The organism is Shinella sp. AETb1-6 (assembly GCF_009826875.1).
Lineage (GTDB): Bacteria > Pseudomonadota > Alphaproteobacteria > Rhizobiales > Rhizobiaceae > Shinella > Shinella sumterensis.
Genome location: NZ_WUMM01000016.1, coordinates 61,742 through 80,848, shown reverse-complemented (window position 1 = coordinate 80,848; position 19,107 = coordinate 61,742). Strand labels below are relative to the sequence as shown.

The 19,107-nt window shown below is 64.1% G+C and carries 23 protein-coding genes and 1 riboswitch; of the genes, 20 read left to right on the top strand and 3 right to left on the bottom strand.

Annotated features, from left to right (window positions below):
- Positions 1-31 precede the first annotated feature (31 nt).
- The 13 genes from GR158_RS22065 to GR158_RS22005 all read left to right on the top strand — a co-directional run bounded on the left by GR158_RS22065 (position 32) and on the right by GR158_RS22005 (position 10,106).
- Complete coding sequence (locus GR158_RS22065; RefSeq protein WP_160872610.1) at positions 32-256, top strand: hypothetical protein; 225 nt, start codon at positions 32-34, stop codon at positions 254-256.
- Positions 257-397: 141 nt separating this feature from the next.
- Positions 398-835, top strand: a complete 438-nt coding sequence (locus tag GR158_RS22060; protein ID WP_160872609.1) for a YqaA family protein — start codon at positions 398-400, stop codon at positions 833-835.
- A 53-nt stretch (positions 836-888) separates the two neighbouring features.
- Positions 889-1,434, top strand: coding sequence for a sigma-70 family RNA polymerase sigma factor (locus GR158_RS22055; protein WP_160872608.1), 546 nt, complete (start codon positions 889-891; stop codon positions 1,432-1,434).
- A complete protein-coding gene (locus GR158_RS22050; RefSeq protein WP_160872607.1) occupies positions 1,421-2,194 on the top strand; it encodes an anti-sigma factor in 774 nt (257 codons plus the stop codon). Before GR158_RS22055 ends, GR158_RS22050 begins: the two co-directional genes overlap by 14 nt.
- A 27-nt stretch (positions 2,195-2,221) precedes the next feature.
- The gene (locus tag GR158_RS22045; protein WP_134646149.1) at positions 2,222-2,938 is read left to right on the top strand and encodes a Bax inhibitor-1/YccA family protein; all 717 of its coding nucleotides are present in this window, start codon (positions 2,222-2,224) and stop codon (positions 2,936-2,938) included.
- A gap of 223 nt (positions 2,939-3,161) precedes the next feature.
- A riboswitch (TPP riboswitch) is annotated at positions 3,162-3,278 on the top strand.
- A 91-nt stretch (positions 3,279-3,369) separates the two neighbouring features.
- Positions 3,370-5,193 (top strand): phosphomethylpyrimidine synthase ThiC, encoded by a 1,824-nt coding sequence (gene thiC, locus GR158_RS22040; RefSeq protein ID WP_160872606.1) that lies wholly within the window; start codon positions 3,370-3,372, stop codon positions 5,191-5,193.
- A 2-nt stretch (positions 5,194-5,195) separates the two neighbouring features.
- Positions 5,196-6,176 carry a glycine oxidase ThiO gene (gene thiO, locus GR158_RS22035; protein WP_160872605.1) on the top strand — a complete coding sequence of 327 codons (981 nt, stop codon included), beginning with the start codon at positions 5,196-5,198 and terminating at the stop codon, positions 6,174-6,176.
- Positions 6,173-6,370 carry a sulfur carrier protein ThiS gene (gene thiS / locus GR158_RS22030; RefSeq protein WP_160872604.1) on the top strand — a complete coding sequence of 66 codons (198 nt, stop codon included), beginning with the start codon at positions 6,173-6,175 and terminating at the stop codon, positions 6,368-6,370. Before thiO ends, thiS begins: the two co-directional genes overlap by 4 nt.
- Position 6,371: 1 nt before the next feature.
- Complete coding sequence (locus GR158_RS22025; RefSeq protein WP_160872603.1) at positions 6,372-7,145, top strand: thiazole synthase; 774 nt, start codon at positions 6,372-6,374, stop codon at positions 7,143-7,145.
- On the top strand, positions 7,142-7,747 hold the full coding sequence (locus GR158_RS22020) for a thiamine phosphate synthase (RefSeq protein WP_160872602.1): 606 nt from the start codon (positions 7,142-7,144) through the stop codon (positions 7,745-7,747). Before GR158_RS22025 ends, GR158_RS22020 begins: the two co-directional genes overlap by 4 nt.
- 151 nt (positions 7,748-7,898) lie before the next feature.
- Entirely contained in the window at positions 7,899-8,345 is a 447-nt protein-coding gene (locus tag GR158_RS22015; RefSeq protein WP_134646161.1) for a pseudoazurin, read from the top strand.
- Positions 8,346-8,529: 184 nt separating this feature from the next.
- Positions 8,530-9,198 carry an ankyrin repeat domain-containing protein gene (locus tag GR158_RS22010; RefSeq protein ID WP_246665750.1) on the top strand — a complete coding sequence of 223 codons (669 nt, stop codon included), beginning with the start codon at positions 8,530-8,532 and terminating at the stop codon, positions 9,196-9,198.
- 71 nt (positions 9,199-9,269) lie between these two features.
- Positions 9,270-10,106: a bifunctional allantoicase/(S)-ureidoglycine aminohydrolase gene (locus GR158_RS22005; RefSeq protein ID WP_160872601.1), complete on the top strand. Its 837-nt coding sequence runs from the start codon at positions 9,270-9,272 to the stop codon at positions 10,104-10,106.
- A gap of 46 nt (positions 10,107-10,152) precedes the next feature.
- Here GR158_RS22005 and GR158_RS22000 read toward each other — a convergent pair whose 3' ends face one another.
- Positions 10,153-11,340, bottom strand: coding sequence for a cyanate transporter (locus tag GR158_RS22000; RefSeq protein ID WP_160872600.1), 1,188 nt, complete (start codon positions 11,338-11,340; stop codon positions 10,153-10,155).
- Positions 11,341-11,471: 131 nt separating this feature from the next.
- Between GR158_RS22000 and GR158_RS21995 the strand changes: the two genes are divergently transcribed.
- Positions 11,472-12,320, top strand: a complete 849-nt coding sequence (locus GR158_RS21995; protein WP_160872599.1) for a LysR family transcriptional regulator — start codon at positions 11,472-11,474, stop codon at positions 12,318-12,320.
- Between the two features lie 12 nt (positions 12,321-12,332).
- Here GR158_RS21995 and GR158_RS21990 read toward each other — a convergent pair whose 3' ends face one another.
- Positions 12,333-13,115, bottom strand: a complete 783-nt coding sequence (locus GR158_RS21990) for an SDR family NAD(P)-dependent oxidoreductase (protein WP_160872598.1) — start codon at positions 13,113-13,115, stop codon at positions 12,333-12,335.
- 131 nt (positions 13,116-13,246) lie between these two features.
- On the opposite strand from GR158_RS21990, the gene GR158_RS21985 reads away from it, so the two are divergent.
- The 4 genes from GR158_RS21985 to GR158_RS21970 all read left to right on the top strand — a co-directional run bounded on the left by GR158_RS21985 (position 13,247) and on the right by GR158_RS21970 (position 14,477).
- Positions 13,247-13,453, top strand: a complete 207-nt coding sequence (locus GR158_RS21985; RefSeq protein WP_134646171.1) for a hypothetical protein — start codon at positions 13,247-13,249, stop codon at positions 13,451-13,453.
- Positions 13,454-13,465: 12 nt separating this feature from the next.
- Positions 13,466-13,858 (top strand): CBS domain-containing protein, encoded by a 393-nt coding sequence (locus GR158_RS21980; RefSeq protein WP_134646173.1) that lies wholly within the window; start codon positions 13,466-13,468, stop codon positions 13,856-13,858.
- 2 nt (positions 13,859-13,860) lie between these two features.
- Positions 13,861-14,121, top strand: a complete 261-nt coding sequence (locus GR158_RS21975) for a DUF982 domain-containing protein (RefSeq protein ID WP_134646251.1) — start codon at positions 13,861-13,863, stop codon at positions 14,119-14,121.
- Between the two features lie 83 nt (positions 14,122-14,204).
- Positions 14,205-14,477, top strand: coding sequence for a DUF2934 domain-containing protein (locus GR158_RS21970; protein ID WP_160872597.1), 273 nt, complete (start codon positions 14,205-14,207; stop codon positions 14,475-14,477).
- A gap of 78 nt (positions 14,478-14,555) precedes the next feature.
- Here GR158_RS21970 and glgX read toward each other — a convergent pair whose 3' ends face one another.
- Positions 14,556-16,637, bottom strand: a complete 2,082-nt coding sequence (gene glgX / locus GR158_RS21965; RefSeq protein ID WP_160872596.1) for a glycogen debranching protein GlgX — start codon at positions 16,635-16,637, stop codon at positions 14,556-14,558.
- A 212-nt stretch (positions 16,638-16,849) separates the two neighbouring features.
- Between glgX and treZ the strand changes: the two genes are divergently transcribed.
- Entirely contained in the window at positions 16,850-18,622 is a 1,773-nt protein-coding gene (treZ, locus tag GR158_RS21960; protein ID WP_371731773.1) for a malto-oligosyltrehalose trehalohydrolase, read from the top strand.
- Positions 18,623-18,684: 62 nt separating this feature from the next.
- Complete coding sequence (locus GR158_RS21955) at positions 18,685-19,056, top strand: CBS domain-containing protein (protein ID WP_160872594.1); 372 nt, start codon at positions 18,685-18,687, stop codon at positions 19,054-19,056.
- The last annotated feature ends 51 nt before the right edge of the window (positions 19,057-19,107 follow it).

Below are 19,107 nucleotides of genomic sequence, written 5' to 3'. Positions count from 1 at the left end.
GTAAAGTTCGACGCGGCGGGGGCCAGCACATATGAAAATCGATACGATCGAAATGGAAGACCGCAGCGCGGAACTGATGGCGCTGGCGCGAATGCTCGCCTTCGCCGTGGAGACCGCCAAAGGCCTCGACGTCGAGGCCGTCGAATATTGCCTCGATACGGCACTGCGGGCCGTGCTGAACGAGATCGACGAACCGTCCCGCATCATGCTGACGTCGAACGACATCATGCTGATGAACCGGTCCGCCCTCTGCTGAGCACGAATGCAAAGGCCGGACCGGCCGCCCATACCGCGATAAAGACTTGTCACGCCCTTTCCTAGGCCGGCCGTACCGTTTATCGGAGGCACGCGCGCATTCCGGCGCGCGGATGGAGAGCGGTATGACGGAGATGCCCGGATGAGCGCGCTTGCGGCCTATGGCGGCCTTTTCCTGGCCGCCTTCATCGCCGCCACCATCCTTCCGGCACAATCCGAAGCGGTGCTCGTCGGCCTTCTTGCCGCCGGCAGCCATTCACCCAGCCTTTTGATCATCGTCGCGGGAACGGGCAACGTGCTCGGCTCTGTCGTCAACTGGCTGCTTGGCCGTGGCATCGAGCGATACCGCCATGCGCGCTGGTTTCCGGTCAACGCCGCAAGCCTCGAGCGCGCCGGCAACTGGTATCGCAAATACGGCTGGTGGAGCCTGCTTCTCAGCTGGGCACCGATCATCGGCGATCCCCTGACTGTCGCGGCCGGCATCATGCGCGAGCCGTTTTTTCGTTTCCTGCTCGTCGTCTCCATCGCCAAGTTCGGCCGCTACCTCCTGCTCGCCGCCATCGTTCTCCACTGGCTCTGATTTTTTTTGGCAGCCGATGGAATGGAAGCCGCGCGGCTCTCGTATATTGGGGCATGAACGCAAAGACACCCGGCTTCAACGTGATCGGACAGCTTGCGGCGCTCAGGCGCTACGCACTTTCGCTCGTCCGCAATCCGGATGATGCCGAGGACCTCGTGCACGACGCGCTGGTGAAGGCCTATGAACGGCAGGGCACGTTCCGCACCGGCGCGAATGTCCGCAACTGGCTGATGTCGATCCTGCACAATGCGCATGTGGACCGCTTGCGCCAGCGCCGATCGATGCAGCGCCGCCACGATGGCGCGGCCGAAATCGCAGAGACTGCGATACCGGCCAATCAGGATCATTCGGTGCGCCTCACGCAGCTGCGCAACGCCTTCTTCACGCTTCCCGAAGAGCAACGCGCGGCCCTGCACCTCGTCGCCATCGAGGAGCTTTCCTACCAGGAAGCGGCGACCGCCCTCGGCATTCCCGTGGGAACGCTGATGTCACGCGTTGCCCGGGCGCGCGAACGCCTGCGCACATTCGAACAAAGCGGCCCGTCCGCGACCGTCACGCATCTCAGGATTGTCGGAGGCACTGGCGATGACCAGCAATGACCCCATCCTCGAAGCCGATCTCAACGCATATGTCGACGACCAGCTGGCCGTCGGACGGCGCATCGAGGTGGAGGCCTATCTGTCGGAACGCCCGGCCGTCGCCGCGCAGATCATGAAGGACCTGCGCGTGCGCGACGAGCTGCGCCTGGCGCTTGCAGACCACCGCACCGTGATCCGGCAGGAGACGCGCGAGGCCGCGCGCCAGCTGGAGCGTTCGCTGTCACGCCGCCGCATCCTTGCGGTCTTCCGCCGGGCTGCCGCGATCGCGCTCTTCGTCGCGGCAGGCTGGGTCGCGCATGCCGTCTTCGGCCCCTTCGGCGCGACCGAGGTCATCGCCTCGGTGCAGCCGCCGGCCTTCGTGGAGGAGGCGGTGCGCGCCCACCGGACGACGCTTCTGCGCGACACGATGGCATCGCAGCCGGAGACGGAAACGTTCGACCGTGCGGAGATCCGCTCGGCCACCGCCATCGTCCTGCCGGACCTGCCGAAAGGCTGGACCGTCCTCGATACGCAGGTCTTCCCCTCGGCCTATGGCCCGAGCGTCGAGCTGGTGCTTCAGCCGGAGGCGAACGAACGCCTCTCGCTCTTTGCCGTGCGCCCGGGCTCGTTTGCCGTGCAGCATGTCCTGCTGTTCCACGCCGACAATGCCAAGGCCGCCTACTGGCAGATCGGCGACGTCGCGTATGCCCTGGTGTCCGAAAGCCGCAAGGCCGACGACCTGACGCAAACCGCGCGCGAACTTTCGCGCACGCTCTACTGATCAACCGTTTCCACAAGGAGATATGAGATGGAACCCGTACAACAGCGATTTGGCTACGGCGCACAGGCGCAGTCCGCTGCCCTCTTCGACGAGGGCCTGCGCCAGCACATGCTGCGCGTCTACAACTACATGGGCGCCGGCCTTGTTATCACCGGCCTCGTTGCCTTCATCGTCGGCTCGACGCCGGCGCTCTACGTGCCGATCTTCTCGTCGCCGCTCAAGTGGGTGGTGATGCTGGCGCCGCTCGCCTTCGTCTTCTTCTTCTCGTTCAAGATCCAGACGATGTCGGCCAGCACGGCACAGATAACCTTCTGGGCGTTCTGCGCCGTCATGGGCCTCTCGCTCGCATCGGTGTTCCTCGTCTTCACCGGCATGAGCATCGCGCGCACCTTCTTCATCGCCGCAACCATGTTCGGCGCCACGAGCCTTTACGGCTATGTGACGAAGCGTGACCTGTCGAAGTTCGGCTCGTTCCTGATCATGGGCCTGATCGGCGTCGTGATCGCTTCGATCGTCAACATCTTCCTGGGCTCCAGCGCCCTGCAGTTCGCGATCTCCGTGATCGGTATCCTCGTCTTCGTCGGCCTGACGGCCTGGGATACGCAGAACATCAAGGAACAATATGCGGAGAACATCGACCAGGAATCCCAGCAGAAGATGGCCGTGTTCGGCGCGCTCTCGCTCTACCTGAACTTCGTCAACATCTTCCAGCTGCTGCTGAATTTCACGGGCGAACGCGAGTAGTAACCAGAGCGGCTGACTCTTGATCAGCGGGTCTGATTGAACGGCGAGGCATAACCTCGCCGTTTCTTTTTGCCCGCAACCAGGACACACTCACTACCGTCATCTTCGGGTCATGCCCAAGGACGACGGGGGAGGCTGCATGCATCATTTGCACGCCAATCAGTAAGCATCACCTTACACAAATAACCCCGTTGACAAATCGGCCCATAGCGTTTTTGCTTAAGGCATTCACCAGGGGGGTCCCGACAAGGGGCTGAGATACTGCTGGCTTTCGCAGCGCAGTGACCCGTTGAACCTGATCCAGTTCATACTGGCGTAGGGACGGTGCAAGCGCTGTGGCAGGATATCCGTGAAGCCGGATTCCGTGTGCGGCGTCCTTCCATCATTCCGGCTCTAGGACTGGGTCTCCAAACCGAACTTGGAGCCTCACGATGAATATTGCCGCCCAGAAGCTTACCCCAACCGTCACGACCGGCGCCCTGCCCGCCTCGCGCAAGATCCACATTGCCGGCGAACAGTATCCCGAAATCCGCGTGCCGATGCGCGAGATTTCCCTCCACCCGACCTCCGGTGAACCGCCCGTCATCGTCTACGACGCCTCGGGCGCCTATACCGACCCCGACCACATCGTCGCCATCGAAAGCGGCCTGCCGCGGCTGCGCGAAAGCTGGATCTCCGCACGTGGCGATACCGAAGACTATGACGGCCGCCACATCCGCCCGGAAGACAATGGTTTTGCCACCGGCGAGCGGCTGACCCCGGAATTTCCGGTCCGCAACCGCCCGCGCCGGGCGAAGGATGGCAAGGCCGTGACCCAGCTTGCCTATGCCCGCGCCGGCATCATCACGCCGGAGATGGAATTCATCGCCATCAGGGAAAATCTCGGCCGCAAGGCCGCGAAGGATGCGCTCGTCCGCGACGGTGACAGTTTCGGCGCGCATATTCCCGATTTCGTCACACCGGAATTCGTCCGCCAGGAGGTCGCCAGCGGCCGGGCGATCATTCCCGCCAACATCAACCACCCGGAAGCCGAGCCGATGATCATCGGCCGCAATTTCCTGGTCAAGATCAACGCCAATATCGGCAATTCGGCCGTTACCTCCTCCATGGCCGAAGAGGTCGAGAAGATGGTCTGGGCGATCCGCTGGGGCGCCGATACGGTCATGGACCTGTCGACCGGCCGCAACATCCACAACATCCGCGAATGGATCGTTCGCAACGCGCCGGTTCCGATCGGCACCGTGCCGCTCTATCAGGCGCTCGAGAAGGTCAACGGCATCGCCGAGGACCTGACCTGGGAAGTCTTCCGCGACACGCTGATCGAGCAGGCCGAACAGGGCGTCGACTATTTCACCATCCACGCCGGCGTGCGGCTGCATTACATCCCGCTGACCGTCAACCGCGTCACCGGCATCGTCTCGCGCGGCGGCTCGATCATGGCCAAGTGGTGTCTTCATCACCACCGCGAGAGCTTCCTCTACGAGCATTTCGAGGAAATCTGCGACATCTGCCGCGCCTATGACGTTTCCTTCTCGCTCGGCGATGGCCTGCGCCCCGGCTCGATTGCCGATGCCAACGATGCTGCGCAGTTCGCCGAACTCGAAACGCTCGGCGAGCTCACGCAGATCGCCTGGGCCAGGGATTGCCAGGTCATGATCGAAGGCCCCGGCCATGTGCCGATGCACAAGATCAAGGAGAACATGGACAAGCAGCTGAAGACCTGCGGCGAGGCGCCGTTCTACACGCTCGGCCCGCTCACCACCGATATCGCGCCCGGCTACGACCACATCACGTCCGGTATCGGCGCGGCGATGATCGGCTGGTTCGGCACGGCCATGCTCTGCTACGTCACGCCGAAGGAACATCTCGGCCTGCCCGACCGCAACGACGTCAAGGTGGGTGTCATCACCTACAAGATCGCCGCCCATGCTGCCGATCTCGCCAAGGGGCATCCGGCGGCGAAGATCCGCGACGACGCGCTGTCGCGCGCCCGCTTCGAATTCCGCTGGGAAGACCAGTTCAACCTCTCGCTCGACCCGGAAACGGCCCGCTCCTACCACGACGAGACGCTGCCCAAGGAGGCGCACAAGGTGGCGCATTTCTGCTCCATGTGCGGTCCGAAATTCTGCTCCATGCGCATCTCCCACGACATCCGTGCCGAAGCGCAGAAGGAGGGACTGGAGGCGATGGCGGCGAAGTTCCGCGAGGGCGGCGACCTCTACATGCCGCTTGGCACGACATCTGCGGGAGAATGACCATGCGTATCCTGGTCAAGGGGGCCGGCGTCGCCGGCCTCACCGTCGCATGGCAGCTTTACCGCCATGGCTTCGACGTCACCGTGCAGGAAAAGGCCGGCGCTGTCGGCACCGGCGCATCCGGTTTTGCCGGCGGCATGCTGGCGCCGTGGTGCGAGCGCGAGAATGCCGAAGAACCGGTGCTCTCGCTCGGGCGGATGGCGGCCGACTGGTGGGAGGCCGCCCTGCCCGGGCAGGTCCAGCGTCGCGGAACGCTCGTGGTCGCCGGCGGGCGCGATACGGGCGAACTCGACCGATTCGCCTCGCGCACCACCGGCTGGGAATGGCTGGACGAGGCGGCGATCGGCGCGCTCGAACCGGATCTCGCCGGCCGGTTCCGCAAGGCGTTGTTCTTCCGCTCAGAGGCGCATCTCGATCCGCGTCGGGCGCTCTCCGGCCTGACTGCAGCGCTTGAGGAGGCGCGCATGCGCTTCCTCTTCGGCGACAGCAAGGACAAGGGCGCTTTCGACCGTATCGTCGATTGCACCGGTGCCGCCCGCATCGGCCAGTTGCCGGACCTGCGCGGCGTGCGCGGTGAGATGCTCTATCTCGAGACCGGAGAGATAAACCTCTCCCGTCCCGTCCGCCTCCTCCATCCGCGTCACCCGATCTACATCGTGCCGCGCGAGAAGAACCGGTTCATGGTCGGCGCGACCATGATCGAGACGGATGATGCCGGCCCGGTGACGGCCCGCTCCATGATGGAACTGCTGAACGCCGCCTACGCGCTGCATCCAGCCTTCGGCGAGGCGCGCGTGGCGGAAACCGGCACGGGTATCCGCCCCGCCTACCCCGACAACCTGCCGCGCGTCACGGCGCTCGGCGAGACCATCCATGTCAACGGCTTTTACCGCCACGGCTTCCTGCTGGCGCCCGCCATGGCGGGCGAGGTCGCCCGGCGCCTGCTGGCGGAAGCCCCGCAACCGGAGAGGCTGGCATCATGACCTTCATCATCAACGGCGAGGAACAGGACGTGGCGGCGACGACGCTCGCCGCCCTGCTCGATGTCCTCGAATACGAGGGCGAATGGCTCGCGACAGCGGTGAACGGAGAGCTCGTCCACCGCGAGGATCGCGCCGCCTTCACGCTCGGCGAGCGGGACCGGATCGAGATCCTCTCCCCCATGCAGGGAGGCTGACATGCTGAAACTCTACGACGTTACCGTCCGGTCCCGTCTTCTGCTGGGCACGGCCCGCTACCCCTCGCCCGCTATTCTTGCCGAAGCCGTGCGGCGCTCGAAGACGGAAATCGTCACCGTATCGCTGCGCCGCGAGACGGCAGGCGGCAAGGCGGGCGGCGCGTTCTTCGAGATGATCCGCGCGCTTGGCGTTCGCGTTCTGCCCAACACGGCGGGATGCCACAGCGTGCAGGAGGCCGTGCTGACGGCCAAGATGGCGCGCGACGTGTTCCGCACCGACTGGATCAAGCTGGAGGTCATCGGCCACCACGACACGCTCCAGCCGGATGTCTTCGGTCTCGTCGAGGCGGCACGCATCCTGACGGCCGAAGGGTTCCAGGTTTTCCCCTACATGACGGACGATCTCGTGGTGGCGGAAAAACTGCTGGAAGCCGGCTGCCGTGTGCTGATGCCCTGGTGCGCACCGATCGGCTCGGCCATGGGGCCGGTCAATCCGCAGGCGCTGCGCAGCTTCCGGGCGCAATTCCCCGACGTGCCGCTGATCGTCGATGCCGGCATCGGCCGCCCCTCACATGCGGCAACCGTCATGGAACTCGGTTACGATGCCGTCCTGCTCAACACCGCCGTTGCGAACGCCGGCGACCCGGTCGCCATGGCCGAGGCCTTCGCGCTTGCGCTCGAAGCAGGGCGGCTGGCGCATGCGGCCCGTCCGCTAGAACCGCGCGACATGGCGGTTCCCTCCACCCCCGTCATCGGAAAGGCCGTCTTCGCATGAAACTCGATCCGTTCTACCTGATCGTCGACAGCGCCGACTGGATCGAGCGCCTCGTGCCCATCGGCGTCAAGCTCGTGCAGCTGCGCATGAAGGATGTCTCGGAAGACGACCTGCGCCAGCACATCCGTCGTGCCAAGATCGCCTGCGCCGCGCACGGCTGCGTGCTTGTTATCAACGACTACTGGCAGACCGCCATCGAAGAAGGCTGCGACTTCGTGCATCTCGGGCAGGAGGATCTCGCCGATGCCGATATTAAGGCCATCCGCGCCGCCGGCCTGAAGCTCGGCCTGTCGAGCCATGACGAAACGGAGCTGGAAACCGCGCTCGCCGCACAGCCGGACTATATCGCCCTGGGCCCTGTCTGGCCGACGATCCTCAAGAAGATGAAATGGGCGCCGCAGGGCGTGGAACGGCTGAACACATGGAAGGCGCGCATCGGCACCATGCCGCTCGTCGCCATCGGCGGGCTGAACCCGGACCGGCTTGCGGCGGTGTTCGAGAACGGTGCGGATGTGGCAGCCGTCGTCACCGACATCACGCTGAACGCGGATCCCGAAGCGCGGACGCGTGAATGGATCGCGCGCACCGCACGCTGGCGCTGACCGTCCCCATGCCGAAAAAGGCGGCATCTCCTGCGACAGCACGCCACGCCCGGGACCGCCAGCCTGTTTGATCAACGTCAAAGAAGGCCGCCTCGCGCGGCGGTACCTCTTGCGCAGGAACGAGAGACGTTCGTCATCAAGGAGAATTCCAGTGCGTATCATGGCAAAGAGCATCGTCGGCGCGGCAGCGGTCATCCTGGCATTGGCGCTTCCGGCAGCGTCGGCGGATTTCGAGGTGCACATGCTCAACAAGGGGGCCGCGGGCGCCATGGTGTTCGAGCCGGCCTTCGTGAAGGTCGCGCCGGGGGATACGGTCACCTTCATCCCGACGGACAAGGGGCACAATGTCGAGACGATCAAGGACATGATCCCCGAGGGGGCCGCGGCCTTCAAGAGCAAGATGAACGAGACCTACAAGGTCACCTTCGACAAGGCCGGCGCCTATGGCGTCAAGTGCACGCCGCATGTCGGCATGGGCATGGTTGGCCTCGTGGTCGTCGGTGACGCACCGGCCAATCTCGATGCGGTCAAGACCGGCAAGCTGCCGAAGAAGGCGCGCGAACGCCTGGATGCCGAGATCGCTGCGGCGGGTCTCTGAACGGCTTTCTTTGCGGCGGGGGTTGGGCCCGGTGCGGAGCGATCCGTGCCGGGTTCTCCGTATCAGGGGATAGCAATCGGCCGTTCGGACTTTCACGATGCGAATGATGGGGATTTATATATTTAATTTTCTAATGCCCCTCATGCCTGCTAGCTTTCCCGCCCATACGTCAACGGGATCATGCATGCTGAAATCCGTCCTGCTCTTCGCCTGGCTTTTTCTTGCAGTGCTTTGCCATCCCCTTCTCGCCGCCGGAAACGCCATGACCTCCGACCTTCACAAAGCTGCCGCCGCAAACGACGCTGCGGCAATCGCCACGCTTCTGAAAGAGGGAGCGGAGATCGATGCGCGCGATGAGAACGGCGCAACGCCGCTGCTCGTGGCGACGCACGGCAACAAAGTGGAGGCCGCGCGGGCACTGATCGAGGCCGGTGCCGACGTCAACGCCAAGGACGCGATCAGCGACAGCCCTTATCTGTATGCCGGCGCACGCGGTCACCTCGACATCCTCAAGCTGACACTGACCCATGGAGCCGACCTCAAGAGCATCAACCGCTATGGCGGCACCGCCCTCATCCCCGCCGCCGAACGCGGGCATGTCGAGACGGTCGACACGCTCATCAAGGCCGGTGTCGATGTCGACCACGTCAACCGCCTCGGCTGGACGGCGCTTCTGGAGGCGATCATCCTCAGCGATGGCGGCCAGCGCCATGTCGATATCGTCGACCTGCTGATCAAGGCCGGCGCGAACGTCAATCTTGCCGACAATGACGGCGTGACGCCGCTCGCCCATGCCCGCAGCCGCGGCTACGCCGCCATCGTGGCGCTGCTGGAAAACGCCGGCGCGACGTGACGGCTGCATGAAGCGCGCAAGCGCTTCCACGACAAACTGAAAACACGCAACACCAAGGGCCTGAGACGACGATGCAACGCAGCTACTATTCCTCCCTCGGCGGCCACCCGCCGCAAAGCGACCTTCTGACCGGACGCGCCGTGTTTACCGAGGCCTATGCGGTGATCCCGAAGGGCGTGATGCAGGACATCGTCACCAGCTACCTGCCCTTCTGGAACGACACGCGGCTCTGGGTCATCGCCCGCCCGCTCTCCGGCTTCGCCGAAACCTTCTCGCAATACATCATGGAAGTGGCACCGGGCGGCGGCAGCGACCGGCCGGAACAGGACCCCGAGGCCGAAGGCGTGCTGTTCGTCGTCGATGGCGCGGTGGAACTGACGCTGCCGTCCGGCACGCATGTTCTACAGCCGGGCGGCTACGCCTTCCTGCCGCCGGGCCTGAAATGGTCGCTGCACAATCGCTCAGGCGCGCATGCCCGCTTCCACTGGATCCGCAAGGCCTATGAGGCCGTCGAAGGCCTGCCGCATCCCGAGCCGCTGATCCTGAACGACAAGGACATCACGCCCAACGCCATGCCGGGCACGAACGGCGCCTGGGCGACGACGCGCTTCGTCGACCCCTCGGACCTGCGCCACGACATGCATGTGACGATCGTTACGCTTCAGCCGGGCGCCGTCATCCCCTTTGCCGAAACGCACGTCATGGAACATGGCCTCTATGTGCTGGAGGGCAAGGCGGTCTATCGCCTCAATCAGGACTGGGTGGAGGTCGAGGCAGGCGATTTCATGTGGCTGCGCGCCTTCTGCCCGCAGGCCTGCTACGCCGGCGGCCCCGGCCCGTTCCGCTATCTCCTCTACAAGGACGTCAACCGCCACATGGCGCTCCGGCCCGGCGGCCTTCGCCGCTGACATCAGCCGATCCGATCCAGCCCGCGCCATTCCCGGCGCGGGTTTTTCACGGCGTCGACGGCATGGCCTGCGGATAGGATCGCGGGTCGAGGCGCAGGTAGAGCAAGGCGGTCACCAGCACACAGCCGAGATGCAGCGCCCAGCCGGCGGCAAACCCGCCCGTCCGGTCGTGCAGCACGGCCATGGCGTAAGGCCCGAGCGCCGCGACGAGAAAGCCGCCGCCCTGCATCAGCGCCGCCAGCGCACCGGCCTGTTCAGGGCGCGGCAGATGATCGAGCGCCGCAACGATGGCGAGCGCGAAACCGCCGCCGAGACCCGCACCGCACAGACCGGCCCAGGCCACCGGCGCGAAAGAGGGAAAGGCCGACAATCCGGCAAAGCCCATGGCCTGCAATGCGATCGTGAGAAACAGCCACGGGCGGCGATCGATCTTGCTGCGTGCGAGCATCGGAAGCCCCAGAGCGGCAAAAGCCTGACAGACGGCCATGACCGCGACGAGGCTGCTGCTGTCGCCGCTCGTCCAGCCCTGCGCCTGGTAATAGGGCGAGAGCCACGCGATCATCGACGTGTAGCCGGCATTGACGAGGCCGAACGCCGCCATCAGCAGCCAGGTGCGCGGCCGTCTCAACAGGTGCCGCGTGAGCGCGTCGTCCGGCATGCGCGAGCGAACGTCCGGGAGGATACGCCAGGCCGCAACGAGTGCGATCGCCACCGGCACCGCGAGCCAGGCGAGCGCCGCCCGCCAGCTGTAACCCGCCTGTATGAAGGCCGGCATCAGCCGCGCCCCGAAGGCGCCGCCCGTCATGATCATCGCGGAGTAGAGGCCCGTCACGACGGGCACGCTGGCGGGGAACGACGCCTTGATGATGCCCGGAAAGGCCGCCTGTATGAAGGCGACGCCGATGCCGCACAGCGCCGCGGTCAGGATGAGGGACACGCCGTCATGGGCGGCGAGACGCAACGCGGAGCCGGCAAGAAGAACGAGGAGCGCAGCCAGCAGACCACGGCGCGTTCCGATCCGCGCCTGTAAACCCGGCGCGGCGAAGGCGCCGAGCCCCATCAACACCATCGGAAGCAGGGTGAGCATGGCGATACCGCCGTAGCCCAAGCCCGTATCGGCGACGATGTCGGCAAGCAGCGGTGCCGGCGCAGCAAGGAACGGCCGCAGATTGAGCCCGATCAGGACAACCAGCACCAGCATGGCGATATCAGGTCCGGGGCGTGGCTGCGTCATGTCCGGTGTCTCGTCTGAATGGATGCGCCCGGAGAATGTCTCCGGCCGATCGGACAGCGCTACCATTCGCTTGAATCATGCGCAAATTAGATGTTCAGATAGATATCATTCCCGATTGCGATGGAGATGCCATGCTCGATCCGCGCCTTCTCCGGGCCTTCGTGGCCATTGCCGATTCCGGCAGCTTCACGGCCGCGGCCGATCGGCTGCACATGACCCAGTCGACGATGAGCCAACAGATCGCGCGTCTCGAGGAAGCTGTCGGGCGCCCTCTGGTCGATCGCGCCGCGCGCCCGGTGCGCCTCACCGTCACGGGCGAGCGCCTGCTCGGCCATGCCCGGCGGATCCTGACACTGCAAACGGAGGCGCTGACGCTGGCGGCGGAGATGTCCGGAACGACGTCCGTGCGCATCGGCATGCCTGATGATATCGCGACACCCGAAATGGCCCGCGCTTTCGCCGCCTTCACGCGACGACACAAAGAAGCGCGCCTGGATGTCACGACCGGCCTGCGCTCGGACCTGACGCGACGCTACCGTTCCGGCGAACTGGATATCGTCGTTCTGAAGGAAGACACGCCCAGTCCGGATAGCTGGGCAAGCTTCGTCGAACCCATCGCCTGGTTCACCGCGGGCGACGCGCCATTGGAGCAATCCGATTCCGTGCCGCTTGTCACCTTCCCGCCGGGCGGGCTCTATCGCGACGCGATGTTCGAAAGGCTGGAGCGCAAGAGCCGGCGCTGGTACGTCGCCTTTACCTCCGCCAGCCTGCGCAATGTGCTGATGGCGGTGGAAGCCGGGCTCGGCCTGTCGCTCCTGCCAATCGATGCGACGAAGGGATGGCGCGTCCAGCAGGTCGACGATATCGGCCCCGAGCCACCGGTCGTCGCGTCACTTTATGCATGGGAGCGCACCGGTATCGTCGGCGAGCTCGCCCACGAGGTGCTCGATATCCTCAAGCGGCACTTTCAACGCCCGTGAGACGGTAAGGAGCTAGCGCAGCAGGCCCTGCCCGCCATCGATCCACAAGGGCGTACCGGTGATGTGGCGCGCCTTGGATGAGGCGAGAAACAGGATGGCATCAGCGACATCATCCGCCGTTCCCGGCTTGCCGTGCGAAACGGGGATATCGCCTTCCGGCCAGATGACGGGAATGCCCGAGGTTCCAGCCCCCCGCTGCTCCGTATTTTCATCGATGCTGGTTTCGATTGCGCCGGGACAGACGGCATTGACGCGAACACCGTCCTTGCCGAGCTCGAGCGCAAGCTGCTGCACCATGGCGAGCTGCGCGGCCTTGGTCGCAGAATAGGCAAGCGCACCGGGCGTCGTGAACGTACGGGTCCCATTGATCGATGAGACGACGATGATCGAACCTTCGGCAGCCTTCCTCAGATGGGGTACCGTCAAATGGAGCGTCAGGAAGGTGCCGCGCAGATTGATGGCAATGGTTTCGTCCCACTCGGACGGTTTCAGATCATCCACCGGCGCCCAGACACCATTCACACCCGCATTGGCGACGACGATATCCACGCCACCGAAAGCATCGACGAGAGCCTCCACTGCTTCGCGCATGGCGCCTTCATCCTTGACATCCGCAACGAACGGCAAGGCCGATCCGCCGAGCGCTCGGATTTCCGACGCGACATGCTCGATCTCCTCTGCGGTTCGCCCGAGAATGCCGACGCTGGCGCCGTGACGGGCAAAGGCATGGGCGGATGCCCTGCCGATCCCGGATCCACCGCCGGTGACCAAGGCGACCTTGTCGGCAAAGAGCATGGCTGTTCCTTTCCCAAACGCGTACCAACGAACACAATGTCCCGCAGGCGTGTGGGTTCCCGAAATTATCGCGGAACCAAGCCGTATCCGTAGCGTTAGGGTCCGTAATCAACCTTCCGCAGGAGTGCACCGTGCGTCAGAAAAAGAAGCCGCTCGCCCGCAAACCCGAAGTTGATCGCGAGGCGGACCCCCGCAAGGCTTATGCAAGGCGCAACGCGCTTGAGCCGCAGGTCATGATGCCACATCGCTCCGACATGCCGCTTGCCCGTCCGGAAAAGGACGAAGTCGTCGTCCCCGCCATGGTGACGGGAAAAAGCCTCATCAGCGGACGTCACTGAGAGGGCCGGCAGATGCAGGTAAAGGACGTCATGTCCGCGCAGATCGTCACGGTCTCGCCCAGCGACACCGCGCAGTCGGCGGCCCGGTTGATGCTTGAAACCGATGTGGGGGCGCTGCCCGTCGAGGTGCCGGGTGTCGGCGCCATCGTCGGCATCATCACGGATCGCGACATCGTCGTGTCCGTCCTCGCACGCGGTTTGTCCACCTCGACCACGATTGCGGAATTCATGACGGTTTCACCCGAGGTCTGCGATGAACGGGACGACACCGACACCGTTGCCGAGCGCATGCGTGAGCGCGGTGTGCGACGCCTCGTGGTGGTGAACGCGGACCACCGTGTGGTCGGCATCGTGAGCCTTGTCGATCTGTCCGCGGGCGGAGCCGGGAAGGAGAAATGGCAATGACGATCTTCCCCACCGACCGCCTGTGGGACGAAGCCGTGGTGCTCGAGGGCGAAAGGCAGGTGCTGCGCGTTCAGAGCACGCGCGACGCGCTGCTGTGCCTCAAGAACCATTGGCCGGTGGATCGCACCGATGCGGTTTCCGAAGCCATGAGCGCATGCGAACGGGGTCTAGGGACCGATGACGACCCCTCGCTCGCCCGGCAAGCCTTGATCGAGGCAGCAAAGGAGGCGGGCTTCCGGGTCAATTCCTGGACAACGACATAATGACGCAGTGAGGCGGAGGCATAATCCGCAATAGACTGAAGACCGGCATAATAAAAATCACCGCCATCCGAAGGGACAAGTTCGTGAGCGAAGAACGTCAGGAATGGATCAACAAGCGTGCCTACAGCCTGTGGGAACAGCATGGCCGCGAGCATGGCCACGATCGGGAGCACTGGGAACAGGCGACACGGGAGCGTGATGAACTCGAGCGCATCGCTTTGCCGCATCATCTCAAGAAGACCGGATCGGGCGAGGTCGATGATGCGACCCGAAAGGCTATCAACGTCACCCGAAACACATCGCCCACCCCGCCGAAGAAATCCAAGCCCACCATAGGCCGCGGCAACGTCGTCTAACTGAACGCCTCTTAAGCAAAAACACCGACTGCGGGAAATCCAGTCGGTGTTTTTCCATGCCTCTTCTAAAATGGGCGATCAGGCCGGTTCGAAGGCGACGACGCTGGCGCCATAGACCATGGCGGGGCTTTCGGCGGGATGCTCAGCAAAGCCTTCCTCCGCCGCGCCGGTGTCCAGCACACGCTTCCACGCCTGAATCCCGTTCACGTCCGGCAGCGTGACCTCGCAGTCTCCACCCGCGTTGAAGACCAGGAAGAGCTGGTCGGAACGCTCATCGTCGACAGACTTGCAAAGGAAGAGCCCGAGCGTGCGCAACTCGCCATCCTGCCACGTGGCGTCGTCCATGGCCGCCCCGTCCGGACGATACCAGCCGATCTCCACCGTACCGTCCTCGGCGGGTTCGCCCGTCAGGAACCGCTCCTGTCGAAGGGCGGGGTGAGCCTTGCGGAAGGCGATCGCACCCTTGCAGAATGCCAGGAACGCATCGTCCACGCCGCTCCAGTCGGTCCAGCCGATTTCGTTGTCCTGGCAATAGGCGTTGTTGTTGCCGCCCTGGCTGTTGCCGAGTTCATCGCCGCCAAGCAGCATCGGCACGCCCTGGCTGAGCATCAGCGTCGCGATCATGTTGCGCCGGCGGCGATCGCGTGCGTCCCGGATACCCTGATCGTCCGTCGGGCCTTCCGCGCCCATATTGTGCGAGTGATTGTCGGAATGGCCGTCGCGGTTTTCCTCGCCATTGGCATCATTGTGCTTGTTGTCGTAGGAAACCGTGTCCATGAGGGTGAAACCGTCATGGGCGCTGAGAAGATTGACCGACGACGTTGCGCCGCGGTCTGAATGATTGAACTGCTGCGCAGACCCGGTAAGGCGTGCGGCGACGCCTGGCACGAGCCCGCCGTCGCCCTTCCAGAAGCGGCGGACGTCGTCGCGGTACTTGTCGTTCCATTCGCGGAACGGATGGGGAAAGCCGCCGACCTGATAGCCGCCGTCACCGACATCCCAGGGTTCCGCGATCAGTTTCACGCCTGACAGGATCGGGTCCTGCCGGATTGCGTCGAAGAAGGTTCCTTCGCGGTCGAATTCGATGTGCCGTGTGCGGCCGAGCGTGCTGGCGAGGTCGAACCGGAAACCGTCGACATGCATCACGCCAACCCAGTAACGCAGGCTGTCCAGCACCATGCGCAGCACCATGGGATGCGCGATGTTGACCGTATTGCCCGTGCCCGTCGTATCGTAGGAGTGACGCGGATCGTCGGGCGAAAGACGATAGTAGCTGAGATTGTCGAGGCCGCGGAAGCTCAGGGTCGGGCCCCGCTCGGAACCCTCGGCGGTGTGGTTATAGACCACGTCCATGATCACCTCGATGCCGGCCGCATGGAAGCGTTTCACCATGGTCTTGAATTCGGTGACCGCACCTGCCGAAAGGAAGCGCGGCTGCGGGGCGAAGAACCCGAGCGTCTGGTAGCCCCAATAATTACGCAGGCCTTTTTCCAGGAGGAACCGGTCATCGGGGAAATACTGGATCGGCAGCAGTTCGATTGCGGAAATGCCGAGGTCGACGAGATGTTCGATAACGGGATCGCTCGCCATGCCGAGGAAGGTGCCGCGCAGCTCGTCCGGGACACCCGGATGGGTCATCGTCAGCCCGCGCACATGCGTTTCGTAGATGATGGTCTCGGTCCATGGCCGGCGAATGGCGGAATCTCCGGCCCAATCGAATTCCAGATCCTGCACCACGCCCTTGACCATGAAGGGCGCGCTGTCGCGATCATCGAAGGACAGATCCTCCTGGGGATCGCCGACCTTGTAGCCGTAGAGCGCATCGTCCCACTGGAGTTCTCCCATCACCTGCTGGGCATAGGGATCGAGCAGCAGCTTGTTGGGGTTGAAACGGTGCCCGGCCTTCGGATCGTAGGGCCCGTGAGCCCGGTAGCCGTAGACCGTGCCGGGCCGTAGTCCCGCGATGTAACCGGACCACACATCGCCCTCACGCTTCGGCAGCGCCAGACGCGCGGTCTCCTCTTTTCCATCATCGCTGAAAAGGCAAAGCTCGACCTGTTCCGCATGGGCGGAGAAGACCGCAAAATGCGTGCCCTCGCCCGTAAAGGCGGCCCCGAGCTCCGGTTTCATGAAATCGAGCTCGGAAAACGAATAACTCATGTCGTGTGTCCCCTTCATTCGGCCGGCGGCATCGCGGGGGAGTCAGGTGCCGCCCAGCGCGAAGTCCCGAGGAAGTTTAAGTGTGCTCGTGTGCGGTTCTGCTGGAGGCAGTCGAAAGAGCGATGGTGCAACGCGAAAAGAGCGAGATTGTTCCGGAACCTTTAAGGCCGGCCCCGGTTGCAGCCCTGCCCTGAAACGAAAGGAAGGCTGCGATGTCACCATCACCGACGCGACGAACCTGGGGGCCGAGCATGATGCAGGATGGTCATGTAAGGTTTCGGCTATGGGCACCGGCCGAGGACAGGGTCACGCTCATTTCGGGCGGACATGAAATCACCATGCACACACAGGCGGATGGATGGCACGAAGTCGAGACCGACCTTGTGAAGCCCGGTTCCCCCTACCTTTACCGCCTGGCGGACGACAGTGAAATCGCTGATCCGGCCTCCCACGCGCAGCTGGCCGATGTTGAAGGCCCCTCGATCGTTACGGATCACGAAAGCTACGCCTGGCGCAACGCAGGCTGGAAAGGACGGCCCTGGGAAGATGCCGTCATCTATGAACTTCATATCGGCACGTTCACGCCGCAGGGGACCTTTCGCGCGGCAATAGAGCACCTGCCGCACCTGCACGATATCGGCATTACGGTTATCGAGATCATGCCGGTCGCCCATTTCTCCGGCCGGCGCGGCTGGGGCTATGACGGCGTGCTGCATTACGCGCCGCATCCCGCCTATGGCACGCCCGATGACCTGAAGGCGCTGGTCGATGTGGCGCACGACCATGGCATCATGGTGCTGCTCGACGTGGTCTACAATCACTTCGGTCCGGTCGGAAACATGCTGCACCGCATCGCGCCTCCCTTCTTCCACCCCGAACGCCATACGCCCTGGGGCGCGGCACTCGCCTTCGAACGGGAACCGGTACGGCGCTATTTCATCGACAACGCGCTGCACTGGCTGCTCGACTATCGCTTCGACGGCCTGCGCTTCGACGCCACCGAGGAGATCGTCGATGAAAGCAACCATCATGTGCTGCTCGAAATGGCCGCCACCATCCGGCAGACCGTGACCGACCGGCAGGTCCATCTCGTCGTCGAGGACCAAGCGAAACGCAAGAGCCTGCTGAACCGTGACGGCGGCAATGTCCATCATTACACGGCCGCCTGGAACGACGTGTTCCACCACGCGCTGCACATCATCGCCACCGGGGAAGACGGCGGCCACTATGCCAAATATCGTGACAACACCGATGACGTGCTGCGCCGGGCGACTGCCCGGGGCTTCGTCTCGGAGGATCGGGAAAGCGACCGGGTCGGCCCGTTGCCGCAAAAGCCGCTGCCGCAGCAGGTCAACGTCAATTTCCTGCAAAACCACGACCAGGTCGGCAACCGCGCCTTTGGCGAGCGCCTGCTGACGCTGACCGATCCCGCGCTGTACCGGGTGATGAGCGCGCTCCTGTTTCTGGCCCCGCCCGTGCCGCTGCTCTTCATGGGCGAGGAGTTCGGTGAGCGCCGCCCATTCCACTTCTTCGCGGATTTCGATGGCGAGCTTGCCGAAGCGACACGCGCGGGCCGTATCGACGAAGCCGAGAATTTCGGAGGCCTGCCCGATGGGAAGACGGCGGACGACCTGCCGGATCCGAACGACGAGCAGACCTTCCTCGCGTCAAAGCTCGACTGGAACCATGCCGCATCGCCGGAAGGGCAGCGGCATGGCGCGTTCGTACACTCACTCATCCGGCTTCGGCAGGCAAAGATCAGGCCGCTGCTCGCCGAGGGCGAAGCGCCTGAACCGTCCATCCTCGCTTCAGACCCCGGAACTCTCGCGATAGACTGGCACTTTGCCGAAAAAACCCTCTCCATTCGCGCGAACCTCACCCACGACAAACGGAACTGGCCCTCCTCGTCAGGCGAGACGGTTTTCGAAATTCCGGCTGTTGGTGACGCCGGTCCTTCCATTGCCGTCTCGATCCGCCCGACGTGACAGAACGGGAACCAAACCCCCGGTTGATCTGTTTACATCGGGAATTCGAGCACGAGGCAGCCATGCAGATCCACGAGATCATGAGTCGTCACATCCACCTCGTCCGGCCGGAGGAAACGTTGCAGTCTGCCGCGAGTATCATGGCGGAGCGCGATGTCGCCTTTCTGCCGGTGGTCGATGCAAGCGGCCTCGTGGGCACGTTGACCGATCGGGATGTGATCCTGAGGGCGGTCGCCCCCGGCTTGAATGCCGAAGCCACGCTCGTCTCCGACATCATGACGACGGATATCACCTACTGTTTCGATGACGAGGCCGCCCGCACCGTATTGGCCAACATGCAGGCGCTGCATCTGCGCCGGATCGCCGTGCTCGACCGGCAGAACCGGTTGGTCGGCGTCGTTTCGCGGACGGATTTCGCCCGACACGGCCTCTAGAAGCAGGCGGAACCAAGCGGACCTGCACGCGTTTCAGGCCGCCCATCCGGC

Bases quoted from the DNA above. Each gene is read 5' to 3' on its own strand.
- GR158_RS22065 (WP_160872610.1), top strand. From the start codon at position 32: ATGAAAATCGATACGATCGAAATGGAAGACCGCAGCGCGGAACTGATG.
- GR158_RS22060 (WP_160872609.1), top strand. From the start codon at position 398: ATGAGCGCGCTTGCGGCCTATGGCGGCCTTTTCCTGGCCGCCTTCATC.
- GR158_RS22055 (WP_160872608.1), top strand. From the start codon at position 889: ATGAACGCAAAGACACCCGGCTTCAACGTGATCGGACAGCTTGCGGCG.
- GR158_RS22050 (WP_160872607.1), top strand. From the start codon at position 1,421: ATGACCAGCAATGACCCCATCCTCGAAGCCGATCTCAACGCATATGTC.
- GR158_RS22045 (WP_134646149.1), top strand. From the start codon at position 2,222: ATGGAACCCGTACAACAGCGATTTGGCTACGGCGCACAGGCGCAGTCC.
- thiC (WP_160872606.1), top strand. From the start codon at position 3,370: ATGAATATTGCCGCCCAGAAGCTTACCCCAACCGTCACGACCGGCGCC.
- thiO (WP_160872605.1), top strand. From the start codon at position 5,196: ATGCGTATCCTGGTCAAGGGGGCCGGCGTCGCCGGCCTCACCGTCGCA.
- thiS (WP_160872604.1), top strand. From the start codon at position 6,173: ATGACCTTCATCATCAACGGCGAGGAACAGGACGTGGCGGCGACGACG.
- GR158_RS22025 (WP_160872603.1), top strand. From the start codon at position 6,372: ATGCTGAAACTCTACGACGTTACCGTCCGGTCCCGTCTTCTGCTGGGC.
- GR158_RS22020 (WP_160872602.1), top strand. From the start codon at position 7,142: ATGAAACTCGATCCGTTCTACCTGATCGTCGACAGCGCCGACTGGATC.
- GR158_RS22010 (WP_246665750.1), top strand. From the start codon at position 8,530: ATGCTGAAATCCGTCCTGCTCTTCGCCTGGCTTTTTCTTGCAGTGCTT.
- GR158_RS22005 (WP_160872601.1), top strand. From the start codon at position 9,270: ATGCAACGCAGCTACTATTCCTCCCTCGGCGGCCACCCGCCGCAAAGC.
- GR158_RS22000 (WP_160872600.1), bottom strand. From the start codon at position 11,340: ATGACGCAGCCACGCCCCGGACCTGATATCGCCATGCTGGTGCTGGTT.
- GR158_RS21995 (WP_160872599.1), top strand. From the start codon at position 11,472: ATGCTCGATCCGCGCCTTCTCCGGGCCTTCGTGGCCATTGCCGATTCC.
- GR158_RS21990 (WP_160872598.1), bottom strand. From the start codon at position 13,115: ATGCTCTTTGCCGACAAGGTCGCCTTGGTCACCGGCGGTGGATCCGGG.
- GR158_RS21980 (WP_134646173.1), top strand. From the start codon at position 13,466: ATGCAGGTAAAGGACGTCATGTCCGCGCAGATCGTCACGGTCTCGCCC.
- glgX (WP_160872596.1), bottom strand. From the start codon at position 16,637: ATGAGTTATTCGTTTTCCGAGCTCGATTTCATGAAACCGGAGCTCGGG.
- treZ (WP_371731773.1), top strand. From the start codon at position 16,850: ATGTCACCATCACCGACGCGACGAACCTGGGGGCCGAGCATGATGCAG.
- GR158_RS21955 (WP_160872594.1), top strand. From the start codon at position 18,685: ATGCAGATCCACGAGATCATGAGTCGTCACATCCACCTCGTCCGGCCG.